Source organism: Kocuria palustris (genome assembly GCF_007666205.1).
GTDB classification, from domain to species: Bacteria; Actinomycetota; Actinomycetes; order Actinomycetales; family Micrococcaceae; genus Kocuria; species Kocuria palustris_A.
Genome location: NZ_VDOR01000002.1, coordinates 420,182 through 435,315, shown reverse-complemented (window position 1 = coordinate 435,315; position 15,134 = coordinate 420,182). Strand labels below are relative to the sequence as shown.

The following is a 15,134-nucleotide window of genomic DNA, read 5'->3' as shown; positions in this document are numbered from 1 at the left end:
CGTGCTTACGATGACGGCATTCCATCGACCGCGCGGATCGCAGGCGTCGATCCGCGCACCTCAGGAGGACATGTGAAGCTCGCAGACCAGATCGTGGCCCAGCTCCAGCAGGCCGGCGTGCGCCGGATCTACGGGATCGTGGGCGACAGCCTCAACCCCGTGGTCGACGCCGTGCGCCGCACCGGCGGTGCGGCCCGCGGCGGCATCGACTGGATCCACGTCCGCCACGAGGAGGGCGCCGCACTGGCTGCGGCCGCCGATGCCCAGCTCACCGGCGAGCTCGCCGTGTGCGCCGGCTCGTGCGGCCCGGGCAACCTGCACCTCATCAACGGGCTGTACGACGCCCAGCGCTCGGGCGCCCCGGTCCTGGCGATCGCCTCGCACATCCCGTCCTCGCAGATCGGACAGTCGTTCTTCCAGGAGACCCACCCGGACCGCCTGTTCAACGAGTGCTCCGTCTACTCGGAGATGATCTCGACCACGGACCAGTCCCCGCGCGTGGTGCGCTCGGCCATCCAGAAGGCGACCACCCTGCACGGCGTGTCCGTCGTGACCCTGCCCGGCGACGTCGCCGACCTCGAGGCCACCGCCGAGGCCCCCGAGTGGAAGCCGGTCATGGGCGCCAGCGTCGTCCCGGACACCGCATGCCTGGCCGAGCTGGCCGGGGTCCTCAACAAGGCCGACAACGTCGCGCTGTTCGTGGGCGACGGCGTCCGCGACGCCCACGACGCGGTCATCGAGCTCGCCGACGTGCTGGGCGCCCCGATCGGGCACTCGCTGCGCGGCAAGGATGCGATCCAGTTCGACAACCCCTTCGACGTCGGCATGACCGGGCTGCTCGGCTACGGCGCGGCCGCCGAGGGCATGGAGGACGCCGATGTCATGGTCATGCTCGGCACGGACTTCCCGTACGACCAGTTCCTGCCCGACACCCTGACCATCCAGGTCGACCGCGACGCGTCCGTCCTCGGGCGCCGCACGCAGGTCGACTACCCGGTCCACGGCGACACCCTGCCGACGGTCGAGGGCCTGCTGCCGCTGCTCAAGCGCAAGCGCAATCGGTCCTTCCTGAAGAAGACCCTCAAGCGCCACGACCGGATCATGAACCACGCCGTGGGCGCCTACACCCGCAATGTGAAGCGCCTCAGCCCGATCCACCCGGAGTACGTGGCCAGCGTCCTGGACCAGGTCGCCGCCGACGACGCCGTCTTCACGGCCGACACCGGCATGACGAATGTCTGGCAGGCCCGCTACATCCGCCCGCTGGGCACCCGCCGGGTCATCGGCTCGTTCAAGCACGGCACCATGGCCAACGCCCTGCCGCACGCGATCGGCGCCCAGATGGCCTACCCGGACCGCCAGATCATCTCGATGTCCGGCGACGGCGGCCTGTCCATGCTGCTGGGCGAGCTGATCACGGCCGCCAGCTACCGGCTGCCGCTGACCGTCGTGCTGTTCAACAACTCCACGCTCGGCATGGTCAAGCTCGAGCAGCTCGTGGACGGGCAGCCCGACTTCGGCGTGGACGTCCCGGACACGGACTTCTCGCAGGTCGCCGCGGCCATGGGATTCCAGTCCCGCCGCGTGACCAGGGCCAAGGACGTCGAGGGCGCCCTCAAGGAGGCGCTGGCGCACCGGGGCCCCTCGCTCGTGGAGATCATCACCGATCCCAACGCGCTGTCGATGCCCCCGCAGATCTCCTCGGACCAGGTCTTCGGCTTCGCGACCGCGATCAGCAAGGTCGTGATGAACGGCGGCGCCGGCGAGGCCGTCTCGATGGCGCGGTCGAACCTGCGCAACGTCAACGCCCTGCGGTGACCCGACGCGGGCGGTGCCGATGCCGCCGCGCGCCTCGACCGGCCGAATCCTCACCGATTCAGCGCTGAAACGGTGAGGATTCGGCCTCTCGATGCAGAAGCGGTGCGGAATCGGCCGGTCGCAGGCGGGGCGGGTGCCGTCGCCCGCCGCGAGCCGGCCCCCGGGCCGCCCCCGGTCAGGAGCGGGGCGGCTCGTGCGCGCCCGTGGGGTCCTGCGACGGCCCGGGATCGGTGGAGAACTGCGTGGTGCCGTCGAAATCAAGGGCGGCCCGAACGCGCCGCAGGAGATCGGGGCGCAGGGACGGCATGTCCTCGAGATCGAACCAGGCCATCTCCGTGGACTCGTCGTCGTTGACCCGCGCCGTGCCACTGACGTAGCGGCACCGGAACGTGTGGTCCAGGAAGCGGCAGCGATCGCCGTTGGGGAACACGACCTCTCCCCCTGCCTTCACCGCGGCCAGGCCCTCGACCTCGCAGACCACCCCGGCCTCCTCCTCGCATTCGCGCACCGCGGTGGCCGCAGGCTCCTCGCCGGGGTCGACGATGCCGGTGATGGGCGCCCAGTTCCCGTTGTCCGAGCGCCGCCCCAGCAGGATCCGGCCCTCGTGGAGCACCACGGCGGTCGCCCCGGGCAGCCAGAGCAGGTCGTGGCCGATCCGCTCGCGCAGGGACAGGATGTACTCGGGCGTGGTCATGGGCGCCTCCTCGCAGCTTCCGCAGGGGCCTCCAGCCTGTCACAGAGCGGTCCGGTCCCGCGTGGCCGCGCCCCGGGCGACCGGGGGCGGCTGGGGCGGCACCGACGCCGTCGGCGTGCGGCCGGCGGCGCATCAGAGCAGAGCCAGCGCCGCGGCCGCTCCCCCGATCATGGGCGGGCCGAAGGGGATCCGCGTCTGCAGCTCGCCGCCGCGGATCAGCACGACGATCGCGGCCGCGCCGCCGAGGGCGAAGGCCAGCGCGGTGCCCCACAGGACGTGCCACGCGGAGTCGAAGCCCAGGACGGTGCCCACGAGCCCGGCCAGCCGGACGTCGCCGCGCCCGAGGGCTCCTCCGGAGCCGCGGCGCAGCAGCCAGTACAGCGCCCACAGGGCGATCGAGCCCAGGACCATGCCCGGGATGCGCTGCGGCTGATCCGCCAGCAGGGCCGCCCCCGACAGGGCGAGCGCGCTGGCGGCCCACACCGTGCGCACGACGTCGCCGGGCAGCCGGTGGTCCCGCAGGTCCACGACGACGAGCCAGGCGCCGATGACCGCCAGCGTCCCGAGGGTGAGCAGCACGAGCATGGCCGCGGCCCACCCCGCCGTCCCCGCCTCGAGTCCCCGTCCCAGGATCTCCCCCATGAGGGGAAGCTAGCCCAGGACCGGCCCCGGCGGGACGACGACCGCGCCTGTGTGGACAGCGGCGACGTCGCGTCCCCCTACCATGGCGGCATGAGCGCGTCATCGCACGGCCGGCCCCGCCAGGCCCCGGCCACCGACCCCGCGGAGTTCGCCGCGCTGTGCCGGTCCTCTCCATGGCGGTGGGAGACGGTGCGCTTCACGCTGCAGTGGATCGGCCCGGAGACCGCCCCCGTGCGCTGCTGGATCCGCAGGCCGGAGGACCTGCGCGTGGAGTCCCTCGACGGCTCGGCGCTGTACACCGCCACGGATCTCACCCGCTCCCGCGACGACTTCTACGTCTCCTCCCGGCCCGTCTCCTGGCTCGTGCCCCCGCGCCTGGTCAGCCCCGTCTACACCCGCTTCGGGCTCGTGGAGCGCCGCCCCGAGGCGGCCTACGGGGACCCCGTCTTCGGCGGCGGCCGCTGGCAGGCCGTCCTGGACCCCGTAGAGCTCGCCGGCGACGCCCCGCAGCCGCTCTACCTCGCCGAGCGCGCTCCGGCCGCGCTCAGCGGGATCACCTCCTCGGTCGACGAGGACGGCCGGGCCGTGCGCGAGGCCGTCGCCCGCCCGCTCGTGGGCTACCGCCCGGTGGAGCCCGGGCACCCGCTCGCACCGGCCGCGACGAGGGTGCGCATCGACGAGCGCACCGGCATCTGCACCCGCTCGGAGGTCCTCGAGGGCCCGCAGCGCGGGACCGGCCATCGGCTGCGCATCGAGGCGGTCGACGACTACCTCAACGACGACCTGTTCACCCCCGTGTCCTTCCGGCTGACGGACGTCTCCGAGCACCTACCGTGGACGGTCGGGGGCTGAGCCCCCAGTCCGCCCCGCCCGCCTCCCAGTCCTCGGCCCCGCGCCGGAGCTCCCGTCGAAAGCCGCCGCCCATGCCCCCTGCCGGATCCTCCGCCGCCTCCGCCCTTCCCGACGAGACCCCCGGAGCGTCCCCGGCGGCGGGCGCGACGGGCACCGCCCCGCGGCCCGGGCAGCGCTGGCTGCGCCCCGAGCTGCGCGACGGCCTGGCCCGGGAGGCCGAGCGCGAGGAGGCGGCCCGGCGGGCCGTGCCCACGAGCACCCGCCTGCTCATGTGGGGCGGCCTCGTCGTGCTCGGCGCTCTGTTCCTGGTCTTCGCCTACGGCCAGCAGGACAGCGCCGGCCTGGACATGAAGGTCTACTGGCGCGCGGCCCAGGTGCTGCACGGCCTGAACCCGGAGGCGGACGACCTCTACGCCCCGAGCCTCGTCGAGGCCGGAGCGCTGGAGCTGCCCTTCACCTACCCGCCGGCCGCGGCCCTGCTGTTCTACCCCCTGGGCGGGATGGGGCTCGAGCAGGCCTGGTCCGCCATGCGGATCGCCAACGGCGTGCTGCTGCTGGCCTTCGCCGGCGTCGCCCTGCGCCTGGCCCCGTTCTCCCGCCGCTGGTTCCTCATCCGTCCCGTCCCCACCCTGCTGGGCTACGCGGCCGTGCTCGGGCTGGCGTGGGAGCTGTATCCGGTGTGGTTCACCTACGTCTTCGGGCAGATCAACCTCCTGCTGGCAGTGCTGATCCTGGCCGATCTCGGCCGGCGGCGGGCCGGCGGCACCGGAACGGGCTTCCTCACGGGCCTGGCCTCCGGGATCAAGGTGACTCCCGCGGCCATGGGGCTGGTCCCCCTCGTGCAGGGACAGTGGCGCACGATCCTGGGCATGCTCGTCGGCGTGGCCGTGTCGATCCTGGGCGCCGCGCTGGTCCTGCCCCGCGAGGTGCTCGACTACTTCACCGTCCAGCTGTGGTCCACGGGCCGCGTGGGCGACGACGGCCGCATCGGCAACCAGTCGCTCAACGGGCTCGTGCAGATGTGGGGCGTGCCCGAGTCCCTCGCCTCGCCGCTGTGGCTCGTGCTGGTCGTCGCGATCATCGTGCTCGGCGGACTGGGCATCCGGCGCACCGCGCGGGCCGGCGACCGGTTCTCGGCGACGGTCCTGGGCGCGCTCGTGATGCTGCTGATCTCCCCGATCTCCTGGGAGCACCACTGGGTCTGGGTCCTGCCCCTCCTGCTGGCCCTGGTGCCCGAGCGGCCCCGGGAGGCGCCGGGATGGGAGTGGGCGGTCTCGGCGCTGCTGGGGCTCGTGCTCGTCGTGGCCTTCGGCGACAACCCCTCGGTCATGGCCGCGGAGTACCTGGGCGATCACGGTGCCGGAGTCGTCTTCAACGGCCCGCCGGCTCTCGAGCGCCTGGGCACCGTCCCGATCCTCGCCTCGATCCTGGCCGGGGCCTGGCTCGCCCTGCGCCCCCGCGCGGCGCGCTGCGCCGAGCGGGACGCGGTGCAGGACGGCGCCCGGAGCTGAGCCCCGCGCTCAGACCTCGGCGCGCTCGAGCACCTCGGTCACCAGCGCCGCGATCGGCGAGCGCTCCGAGCGGGTGAGCGTGACGTGGCCGAACAGCTCGTGGCCCTTGAGCGCCTCGACGACGGCGGCGATGCCGTCGTGGCGCCCGACCCGCAGGTTGTCCCGCTGGGCGACGTCGTGGGTGAGCACAACCTTCGAGTTCTGCCCGATGCGGGAGAGCACCGTGAGCAGCACGTTCTTCTCGAGCGACTGCGCCTCGTCGACCACGACCCAGCAGTCGTGCAGGGACCGGCCGCGGATGTGCGTCAGCGGAAGGACCTCGATGAGCCCCCGCGACGCGATCTCGGCCATGGCGTTGTCCGAGACCACGGCGCCCAGCGTGTCGTAGACCGCCTGGCCCCACGGGCTCATCTTCTCGTCCTCGGTGCCGGGGAGGTAGCCCAGCTCCTGGCCGCCGACCGCATGCAGCGGCCGGAACACGATGATCCGGCGATGCTCCTGGCGCTCGAGCACCGCCTCCAGGCCGGCGCACAGCGCCAGCGCCGACTTGCCGGTCCCGGCGCGCCCGCCGAGCGAGACGATGCCGACCTCCGGATCCAGCAGCAGGTCGATGGCCATCCGCTGCTCGGCGGAGCGGCCCGTGAGCCCGAAGACCTCCCGGTCCCCGCGGATGACCCGGGAGGTCCCGTCCGCGCGGACCCGGGCCAGGGCGCTGCCGCGGTGGGAGTGCAGGACGAGCCCGGTCCCGGCCGGCAGGGACTGCGCCTCCGGGATCCGCACGGCCTCATCGGCGTAGAGGCGCCCCACGAGGGCGTCGTCGACGTCGAGCTCGACGACGCCCGACCACTCGCCCTCGGCGCCGCCGATCCACTCGCCCCGGTACTCGTCGGCGGCCAGGCCCAGCGCCGAGGCCTTGACGCGCATGGGCAGGTCCTTGGAGACCACGCAGGCGTCGTGCCCCTCGTCGGCCAGGTTCTTGGCGACCGCGAGGATGCGGGAGTCGTTGTCCTTGAGCCGGAAGCTCAGCGGCAGGACCGTGTCGCTGACGTGGTTCAGCTCGATCATCAGCCGCCCGCCGTCCTCGCCCAGCGGGAGGGGGCGGTCCAGGCCGCCGTGCTCCACGCGCAGCTGGTCCAGCAGCCGCAGGGACTTGCGGGCGAAGTAGCCCAGCTCCGGGTCGTGGCGCTTGGCCTCGAGCTCGGTGACCACGATGACCGGAAGGACCACGTCGTGCTCCGCGAAGCGCAGCAGGGCCCGGGGGTCCGAGAGCAGGACCGAGGTGTCCACGACATAGCAGCGCACGCCGGCCCGCGGCGGGGTCAGCGCCGCGCCCGGCTGCGCGCCCGGCTGCGCGGCCGGGACGCCGCGGGAGGCGACCGGCCCGGAGCCGCCGCCCCGCTCCGGTCCGCTCGCTGAGCTCCCCCGGTCCGCGACACCGGTCTGCGGGGTGGTGGTCGTCGTCATCGCGCTCATCCTCCTGGCTCGGCAGCGGCCCGGCGGGTGCCGCGGGCCGCCTGTCCCCAACCTGGCACAGGAGAGGCTCCCCCGAGCCCCGCGGACATGAACACGAACTGAATTGCAGTGGTGTCATTCCCGCTCCGCCCGATCCCCGTCAGGGGGCGGGCGGCTCAGCCGCCGAAGCGGCGCTTGCGGTTCGCGTAGTCCCGCAGCGCCCGCAGGAAGTCCACGTAGCGGAAGTCCGGCCACAGGGCCTCGCAGAAGTGGTACTCCGAGTACGCCGACTGCCACATGAGGAATCCCGAGAGCCGCTGCTCCCCCGAGGTCCGGATCAGGAGGTCGGGATCGGGCTGGCCCCGCGTGTAGAGATGCTGCGAGATGTCCTCGACGCTCAGCTCCCGCACGAGCCGGGGGATGTCCTCTCCCCGTTCGAGGGCCCCGGTGAAGATCTCCCGGACGGCGTCCACGATCTCCTGACGGCCTCCGTAGCCGACCGCGATGTTCAGGTGGGGGCCGTCGTTGCCGGACGTGGCCTGCTCGAGCTCGCGGATCGACTCGCGCAGCTCGGGGGGCAGCATCTCGAGCGCGCCGACCGCCTGGACCTGCCCCGGGCTCTGCACGCTCAGCGAGCGCATCAGCTCCGCGATGATCTCCAGCAGGGGGCCCAGCTCCTCGGCCGGGCGCTTGAGGTTCTCGGTGGACAGCACGTAGAGCGTGACGTGGGGGATCCGCAGGTCGCGGCACCAGCCGAGGAACTCGATGATCTTCTCGGCCCCCGCCCGGTGGCCGTCGGCCGTCGAGCCGCCGGACTGGACGGCCCAGCGGCGGTTGCCGTCGACGAGGACCCCCACATGGCCCGGGAGCCGCTCGGGCGGCAGCTCCGCCGCGAGCCGCTGCTCGTAGAGGCGGTACAGCGGGCGGGTCCTGGGCACGCGGTCCCCCTCCATCTCGCGGTCCTGTCCGGGCCGGGGTCCCGGTCCCGACGGTCCTGCGGGCGCGCAGGCGGCGCAGGACGGCTTCCGGCAAATGTATCGCGGGTCCCCCGCCCTGGTGCTCGGGCGGCGCCGCGACGTCGGCGACGTGCCGGGCGCGCTGCGCCGCGGTGGGCGGCCGGCCGGGGCAGCGCCCCGAGGTCCTCGGCTACGATCGAAGGGGCCGAGGCCGTCGTCCGGCCGGTGCGCTCGCCGCGGGCCGCAGCCGTGCCCGCCGCGGCCCGCGGCAGCGGCCATCCGGGCCCCGGACCCCTCTCGAGAGGCACCATGTCACCTCACACGGCGGATGCACGGCAGCAGCGGCGCGACCCCGCTCGGAGCAGGAGGGCGCTCGAGCAGCATCCGACCGTCGGCGGCGCCGTGGCGCGCTCGCGGCTGCTCGCCCGCTTCGGCGCCACCGAGAAGCATCCCCCGGTGCCGCGCAAGCCGCTGCTGCGCGGCTGGATCCACGCCGCCTTCACGCCGGTCGTGTTCGTCCTGGGGCTGATCGCGATGCTGGCCGCCCCGAGCCCGGAGCTGCGCATCGCCTGCGCGGTCTACGGGGCAACCGGCCTGCTGCTGTTCGGCGTCTCCGGGATCTACCACCGCAGCTACTGGTCGCCGCGGTTCACGAGCTTCCTGCGCCGCTTCGACCACTGCAACATCGCCCTGCTGATCGCCGGGACGTACACGCCCCTGGCCCTGGCCCTGCTCGAGGAGCCGACGGCCCTGCTGATCATCATCTGGGGCTGCGCCGCCGGGCTGATCGCGTTCCGCCTGATCTGGATGGGCGCACCCCGCTGGCTCTACACGCCCCTGTACATCGTCATGGGCTGCATCGCGGTGGCCTACCTCCCGGTCTTCTGGCCCGTGAGCCCGGGGGCCACCGTCATGCTGGCCGTCGGCGGCGCCGCCTACATCGGAGGGGCCGTGGTCTATGCGCTCCGGCGCCCCGCCCTCGCGCCGCTGCACTTCGGCTTCCACGAGGTCTTCCACAGCTGCACCGTGATCGGCTTCGTGTGCCACTACATCGCGATCATGCTCGCGATGCCCGCCGGGGCCTGAGCACCGCTGCCCCGACGGTCGGCGAGCCGTCAGCCCCGCGGCCCGGGCGCCTCGTGCTCCGGGCCTTCCTCCCGCCCGGTGCGCCGCGTCCGGCGGCCGGTCGGCGCGCGGTCCTCGGCTCGGACGGTCGTCTCGTCGACCGCGCCGCCGGGTGCGCCGGCAGCCGTCGAGCCGGTCGTCCTCGAGCCGCCGTCCGAGCCGCCGCGGCCCGCCGCCTGCTCCTCGGACGGCTCTGCGGCCTGCTCCTGCTCGCGGCGACGGGCGTAGTCGGCCCGATAGCGCAGCCGGCGCTGTCGCCGCACCATGTCGACGATCAGGGCCACGACGACCGCGACCATGACGAAGGTGATGAGGAACCCGATCAGCCCGGGGCTGACCTGCTCCGCCTCCAGGCCGGGGCGCAGCTGGTTCGGGTCGGTGGCATCGGAGTAGTTCTGCAGCGGCAGGCTGATCATGGCGGCGGCGATCTCGTCTCTCGGAGGCTGTGCGGGGCGTCTGCGGCGTCGGTCCGGCCCGGTGCGGGCCGGCTCAGATCTGCCAGGTCGGGGCGTCCTCGGGGTCCGGGTGGACCTCGTCGACGATGCCGGCGAAGACGCAGGTCTCCGGCAGCTCGGCCTCGACCCGCGTCTCGGCGCGGACGTAGTCCTCCCACGGCCACGCGGCGGCCTGGTCCTCGGCGGACATCGCGAAGAACCAGGACTCCGGGGAGACCTGGGTGGCATGGGCGCGCAGGGCGTCGTCGCGCACGCCGAAGCACTCGGCGCAGTGGACCTTGGTGGTCGTCACGTGCTCGTTCGGTGCCGAGTCGTTGCCCTCGGTGTCGCGGGCCTCGAGCCGGCGGGCGATCCGCTCCGCGAACGGCGACTCCAGCCCCTTCTCCTCGAGCGCGTGATGCAGCGCCTCGAGTCGGGCCAGGTCGAAGGCGCGGTCGTAGTAGAGCTTGAGCGGCTCCCACGGCTCCCCGAGCTCCGGCATGTGCTCGGGGTCCCCGGCCTTCTGCCATGCGCGCATGGCCACGTTGTGGGCCTGGATGTGGTCCGGGTGGGGATAGCCGCCGTTCTCGTCGTAGGTGAGGATCACGTGCGGGCGGAACTCTCGCACGAGCCGCACGAGCGGGGCGGCGGCGCGGTCGATCGGCTGGAGCGCGAAGCAGGCCTCCGGAAGCGGCGGCAGCGGATCGCCCTCGGGCAGGCCGGAGTCCGCGAAGCCGAGCCAGCGGTGGCGGACGTCGAGCGCCTCGGCCGCCCGCGCCATCTCCTGGCGGCGGTAGCCCGCCAGATCCCGGCGGGCGTGGGGCACGGACTCCATGGCCGAGTTCAGGATCGAGCCGCTCTCGCCGCCCGTGCAGGTGACGACCATGACATCGACGCCGAGGCGGCGGTAGTGGGCCATGGTGGCCGCGCCCTTCGAGGACTCGTCGTCGGGGTGGGCGTGGACGGCCAGCAGGCGCATGTCGGAGTACGAGGGCACGAGCTCAGGATCCTTCCGGTAGGGATGCTGTGCGGCGGCGTCGGCGGTTCCCGACGCGCGGCGGCGGGCCCGCGGGCCTGCGGCCCGAGCGCTGCGCCGCCGTCGATCCTACGCGTCCCGGCCGGGGCTCTCCTCTGCAGCCCGCGCCTCCCGGAGCCCGCGCCCCGGGCCGGGCATGCGGGCCTCGCCGGCACTAGACTGGTCCGCATGCCGCAGACCACTCAGCCCGCCGCCGCGAGCGACTCCTCGGTGCTGCGGGAGCGCTACGACCTCCGGTCCCGGCGCCGGCTCGGCTCCCGGACGCGGTGGCTGCTCGGCGGCGCGGCCCTGCTGCTCGCGACGCTGTTCGTGATCTGGGTGGTGGCGGACCGCTCCGATGCGCCGACGTACAAGGACGTCGGCTTCGACCTCGTGTCGTCGTCCCAGGTCACCGCGGACTTCGAGGTGACCCGGGATCCGGGGCGGACCGTGCGCTGCGGCGTCGAGGCCCTGAACGACGACTGGGCCGTCGTCGGCTACCGGGAGATCACGCTGTCGGCCGAGGAGGGCGGGCAGCGCACGACCGCCCACCGCCTCCCCCTGCGCACCACCAATCAGGCGAACACCGCGCAGGTGGCCGAGTGCTGGAACGTCGGCTGAGCGGCGCCGGACAGGGGCTGCCGCGGTCGAGTGTGCTGAAGATCGCACCGGTCCGATAGAATGTCCTCTCCGACGATCGCGGCCCCGCATGCCTCCACCGGCATTCCGGCGACGCCGCCGCCCGGAACGAGCGAGACCCGCCGAGGCGGCCCGCGGCAGACACCGCCCGGGCCGCGCGGAGCACGCACCATCACTGCAGACAGAGAGAAGATCATCGTGTCCGAGACCCCCGAGACCGAGGGCGCCTGGCTCACCCAGGAGGCCTACGACCGACTCAAGAAGGAGCTCGATCACATCTCCGGGCCGTACCGCCAGGAGATCGTCGACCGCATCGAGGCGGCGCGCGATGAGGGCGACCTCAAGGAGAACGGCGGCTACCACGCCGCGCGCGAGGAGCAGTCCAAGAACGAGGGCCGCATCCAGCAGCTGACCAACCTCCTGGAGAACGCCAAGGTCGGCGAGTTCGCGGAGGACAACGGCGTGGTCGAGCCCGGCATGGTCGTCAAGGCCGAGGTCGCCGGCAACGAGATGACCTTCCTGCTCGGCTCCCGCGAGGTCGCCGAGGACCTCGTGGGCGATGCCGATCTCGAGGTCTACTCCGAGCGCTCCCCCATGGGCGCGGCGATCAGCGGCCACAAGGCCGGCGACAAGGTCTCCTACGAGGCCCCCAACGGCAAGTCGATCGAGGTCGAGATCCTCGAGGCCAAGCCGTTCCGCGGCTGAGTCCGCCGCCGTCCCGTGCAGGCATGCGAGGGCGCCGATGCCGCGGGGCATCGGCGCCCTCGTCCGTTCCGGCGGCCGCGCCCGTCCTGCCTGCGCCGTCCGCAGGGTTCAGTGGACGACGACCGGCTCGTAGCCGGCGGCCTGCAGGGCCCCGATGACCTCGCGGGAGTGCTCGTGGCCCTTGGTCTCCATGTCGATCGTGATGGAGACATCGCCCATGGACAGCGAGCCGCCGACCCGGGTGTGGTCCACGCCGGTCACGTTGGCGTCCAGGCCGGAGATGATGCTGGAGATGCGCGTCAGCTCGCCGGGGCGGTCCAGGAGCATCATCTTGACGGTCATGTAGCGGCCCGCGGCGGCCAGACCCCGCTGGATCACCTTGAGCATGAGCATGGGATCGATGTTGCCGCCCGAGAGCACCACCGCCGTCGTGCCCAGGTCGCCGTGGACCTCCTGGAGGCTGCCGTCGAGCAGCGCGGCCACCCCGACCGCGCCGGCCGGCTCGACCACGAGCTTGTTGCGCTCGAGGAGGAAGATCAGCGCCTCGGCCAGCCGGTCCTCGGACACGGTCACGACGTCATCGACCAGCTCGCGGATGATCTCGAACGGGAGCTCCCCCGGCTTGCCCACGGCGATGCCGTCGGCGATGGTCGAGACGCCGTCCAGCGAGACGATGGCATCGCCGGCCAGCGACGGCGGGTAGGCCGCCGCGTTCTCCGCCTGCACCCCGATCAGGCGCACGGGCCGGCCGCCCTGCGCCTCCCGCGACTTGAGCGCCACGGCCAGGCCCGCCAGCAGGCCGCCGCCGCCGACGCCCGCGATGACGGTGTCCGTCTCCGGGAGCTGCTCCAGCAGCTCCAGGCCCAGCGAGCCCTGGCCCGCGACGATCTCCGCGTTGTCGAACGGGTGGATGAAGACCATGCCGGTCTCCTGGGCCACGCGCTTGGCCTCCGCCAGGGAGTCGTCCACGTTCGCCCCGTGCAGGATCACCTCCGCGCCGTGGTCCTGGGTCGCGGCGATCTTCGGCAGCGCCGCGACCGTGGGCATGTAGATCCGCGCCCGGATGCCGAGCTTCGCGGCCGCCAGCGCCACGCCCTGGGCGTGGTTGCCGGCTGAGGCGGCGATGACCCCGCGGGCCTTCTCCTCGTCCGTCAGGGAGGCCATGCGCACGTACGCGCCGCGGGCCTTGAACGATCCCGCCCGCTGCAGGTTCTCGGCCTTGAGCCACACCTCGGAGCCGATCTTCCGCGACAGGGCCCGGGAATGGGACACAAGAGTGCGCTCGATGACGCCGTCGAGCAGCTGCGCGGCGCGTTCGATGTCGGCGAGCCGGACGGGGAGCTCGGACAGCGGCATGTGGTCCTCCTGTCGTGGCGCGACGGCGCCCGGTGCACGGTGTTCGGCCCCGAACGGGCCGCGATCCATCCTAGGACGCGGCGAAGGGCCGGTCCGACACCGCTCGGTGCCGGGCCGGCCCTTCCTCCGGTGCCGCCGCCCCCGCCCCCGCCCGGGGGCTTCGGACGCGCTCAGGCGCGGTGCGAGCCCCACGGGCCGCTGCGCTGCCCGTCCTCGGAGCCGCCGCGCTGCCGGTCCTCGGACTCGAGGGGCCTGCCGAGGACGTCCGAGGGGCCAGAGTGCTCGGGAGGCTGCGGGTCCTCGCCCTCGTCGCGTCCGGCCAGGACGCGGTCGCCCGGAGTCGGCAGCCCGACGTCCTCCCCCAGACCGGAGGGCATGCGGGCCATGGAGGACTCCTCCAGCTCGCCCGCCTCCTGCGTGGGCCGCGGCTCGTTCACGTCGGCGTCCTTGGCCACCACGTGATGCGCCCGCTGCCGGGCGCTGCGCCGGCGCTCGGCCTCCTGGACGCGATCGGCGGCGTCGAGGGCGCGGTCGCGCTCGCGCTCGGTGACGTCCTTCTCGACCTCGCGGTTGCGGGACTTGGCCTCCTCGTTGCGGCGCGTGCGGCTGAAGCGGCGGAACTGCTGGAGCACCTCCTCGCGGGTGAGCTCCTTGGACTTCGCCTTGCGGCGGATCTCCCAGGGGAAGTAGTACGGCTGCCACGCGATGTCCGGATCGTGCTCCCAGCCCCGGCTGGCCAGGTACCGGACCACGGAGTTGATCATCGCCAGCAGGGGCACGGCGAACAGCGCGCCCAGGATGCCGGCCACGACCGAGCCGGCGGCCACGGCCAGGAACACGGCCAGGGGATGCAGGGACACGGCCTGGCCCATGATGAGCGGCTGGAGGATGTTGCCCTCGAGCTGCTGGACGATGACCACGACGGCCAGCATGGCCAGCGCGGCCACCGGCCCGTTGGCGACCAGCGCCACGAGGACGCCGATCGCACCGGTCACCACGGCGCCCACCAGCGGGATCCACGCGCCGATGAACACCAGGATCGCCAGCGGGACCGCCAGCGGGACGCCCAGGATGAAGGCGCCCAGGCCGATGCCGACCGCGTCGATGAAGGCCACGAAGCCCTGCACGCGCATGTACTGCCCGAGGGAGACCCAGGCCTTGCGCCCGGAGCCGTTCACGGCGGCCTGGGCCGGCCGGGGGAAGAGGCGGACGACGAACAGCCAGATCCGCTCCCCGTCGGCCAGGAAGAAGATCAGCGTGAAGATCAGGATGAACAGGCCTGTGAAGAAGCTGCCGGCCGTGGCCCCGAACGACACCGCGCCCGAGACGATCTGACCGGAGTTGTCCTGCAGCCATGTCATGCCCTGCCCGGCGAGCTCGTTGAGCCGATCGGTCGAGATGTCGAACGGGAGGTCCTCGATCAGCCCGATCAGGGCGTTGACGCCGGCCACCGCGGAATCCCGCAGCTGGCTGAAACCGGTCACCATCTGCTGCCCGGCCAGGCCGAGCAGACCGAGGACGACCACGATCAGGCCGACGATCGAGGTCAGCGACGCGAGGATGGGCGGGAAGTGCAGCCGGCGCAGGGCGTGGGAGACCGGCGAGATGAGGCTGGCCACGAGGGCGGCCAGCAGCACCGGGATCAGCACGGCGGTCACGGCGCCGAGCAGCCGGCCCGCCACGTAGAGCCCGACGACGATCGCGACGAGGCGCCACGACCACGCGGCGGCCATCCGCACTCCGGCGGGCACGCTCGCACCGTCGTTCATGGAGCCGGTCGGCATCCGCGTTCTGCTGCCGGGCTGCTCATCGGCAGCAGAGCCGGAAGAGGCTGGGGAGGAAGTCATGAAGGGCATTCTGGCACTGATCCGAGCCCTGACGGGCGATCGCAGGCCCATTGTGAGCGATTCCTCGTCCCCGCGTCGCCCCGATCCA

14 protein-coding genes are annotated in these 15,134 nt (G+C 73.2%); 6 read left to right on the top strand and 8 right to left on the bottom strand.

Translation table 11 applies throughout. From position 1 onward, the window contains the following. Positions 1–72: 72 nt before the first annotated feature. A complete protein-coding gene (locus FSY66_RS04095) occupies positions 73–1,818 on the top strand; it encodes a pyruvate dehydrogenase (RefSeq protein ID WP_144791513.1) in 1,746 nt (581 codons plus the stop codon). A 175-nt stretch (positions 1,819–1,993) separates the two neighbouring features. On the opposite strand, the gene FSY66_RS04090 is transcribed toward FSY66_RS04095, so the two are convergent. Then, positions 1,994–2,512: an NUDIX hydrolase gene (locus FSY66_RS04090; RefSeq protein WP_144791511.1), complete on the bottom strand. Its 519-nt coding sequence runs from the start codon at positions 2,510–2,512 to the stop codon at positions 1,994–1,996. A gap of 132 nt (positions 2,513–2,644) precedes the next feature. After that, on the bottom strand, positions 2,645–3,154 hold the full coding sequence (locus FSY66_RS04085; RefSeq protein ID WP_144791509.1) for an A24 family peptidase: 510 nt from the start codon (positions 3,152–3,154) through the stop codon (positions 2,645–2,647). Positions 3,155–3,244: 90 nt separating this feature from the next. Between FSY66_RS04085 and FSY66_RS04080 the strand changes: the two genes are divergently transcribed. Together FSY66_RS04080 and FSY66_RS04075 are read left to right on the top strand one after the other, a co-directional pair. Then, positions 3,245–4,006, top strand: coding sequence for a hypothetical protein (locus FSY66_RS04080; protein WP_144791507.1), 762 nt, complete (start codon positions 3,245–3,247; stop codon positions 4,004–4,006). 71 nt (positions 4,007–4,077) lie between these two features. Next, the gene (locus FSY66_RS04075; protein ID WP_144791505.1) at positions 4,078–5,517 is read left to right on the top strand and encodes a glycosyltransferase 87 family protein; all 1,440 of its coding nucleotides are present in this window, start codon (positions 4,078–4,080) and stop codon (positions 5,515–5,517) included. A 9-nt stretch (positions 5,518–5,526) separates the two neighbouring features. Here the strand turns inward: FSY66_RS04075 and FSY66_RS04070 are convergent, their stop codons facing one another. After that, positions 5,527–6,981 carry a PhoH family protein gene (locus FSY66_RS04070; RefSeq protein WP_144791503.1) on the bottom strand — a complete coding sequence of 485 codons (1,455 nt, stop codon included), beginning with the start codon at positions 6,979–6,981 and terminating at the stop codon, positions 5,527–5,529. A 164-nt stretch (positions 6,982–7,145) separates the two neighbouring features. Next, entirely contained in the window at positions 7,146–7,907 is a 762-nt protein-coding gene (locus FSY66_RS04065; RefSeq protein WP_144791601.1) for an isoprenyl transferase, read from the bottom strand. 327 nt (positions 7,908–8,234) lie between these two features. Here FSY66_RS04065 and trhA point away from each other — a divergent pair, with 327 nt between their 5' ends. Next, complete coding sequence (gene trhA / locus FSY66_RS04060; protein WP_144791501.1) at positions 8,235–9,011, top strand: PAQR family membrane homeostasis protein TrhA; 777 nt, start codon at positions 8,235–8,237, stop codon at positions 9,009–9,011. A 29-nt stretch (positions 9,012–9,040) separates the two neighbouring features. Here the strand turns inward: trhA and FSY66_RS12520 are convergent, their stop codons facing one another. Next, positions 9,041–9,466, bottom strand: coding sequence for a hypothetical protein (locus FSY66_RS12520; RefSeq protein WP_186304389.1), 426 nt, complete (start codon positions 9,464–9,466; stop codon positions 9,041–9,043). A gap of 73 nt (positions 9,467–9,539) precedes the next feature. Then, positions 9,540–10,463, bottom strand: a complete 924-nt coding sequence (gene mca, locus FSY66_RS04050) for a mycothiol conjugate amidase Mca (RefSeq protein WP_144791599.1) — start codon at positions 10,461–10,463, stop codon at positions 9,540–9,542. A gap of 225 nt (positions 10,464–10,688) precedes the next feature. On the opposite strand from mca, the gene FSY66_RS04045 reads away from it, so the two are divergent. Next, a complete protein-coding gene (locus tag FSY66_RS04045) occupies positions 10,689–11,120 on the top strand; it encodes a DUF4307 domain-containing protein (RefSeq protein WP_186304388.1) in 432 nt (143 codons plus the stop codon). A 216-nt stretch (positions 11,121–11,336) separates the two neighbouring features. Then, on the top strand, positions 11,337–11,843 hold the full coding sequence (gene greA / locus FSY66_RS04040) for a transcription elongation factor GreA (protein WP_144791497.1): 507 nt from the start codon (positions 11,337–11,339) through the stop codon (positions 11,841–11,843). Between the two features lie 108 nt (positions 11,844–11,951). On the opposite strand, the gene ilvA is transcribed toward greA, so the two are convergent. Beyond that, positions 11,952–13,199 carry a threonine ammonia-lyase gene (gene ilvA, locus FSY66_RS04035; protein WP_144791495.1) on the bottom strand — a complete coding sequence of 416 codons (1,248 nt, stop codon included), beginning with the start codon at positions 13,197–13,199 and terminating at the stop codon, positions 11,952–11,954. Between the two features lie 170 nt (positions 13,200–13,369). Beyond that, complete coding sequence (locus FSY66_RS04030; RefSeq protein WP_260853430.1) at positions 13,370–15,046, bottom strand: AI-2E family transporter; 1,677 nt, start codon at positions 15,044–15,046, stop codon at positions 13,370–13,372. Positions 15,047–15,134 lie beyond the last annotated feature (88 nt).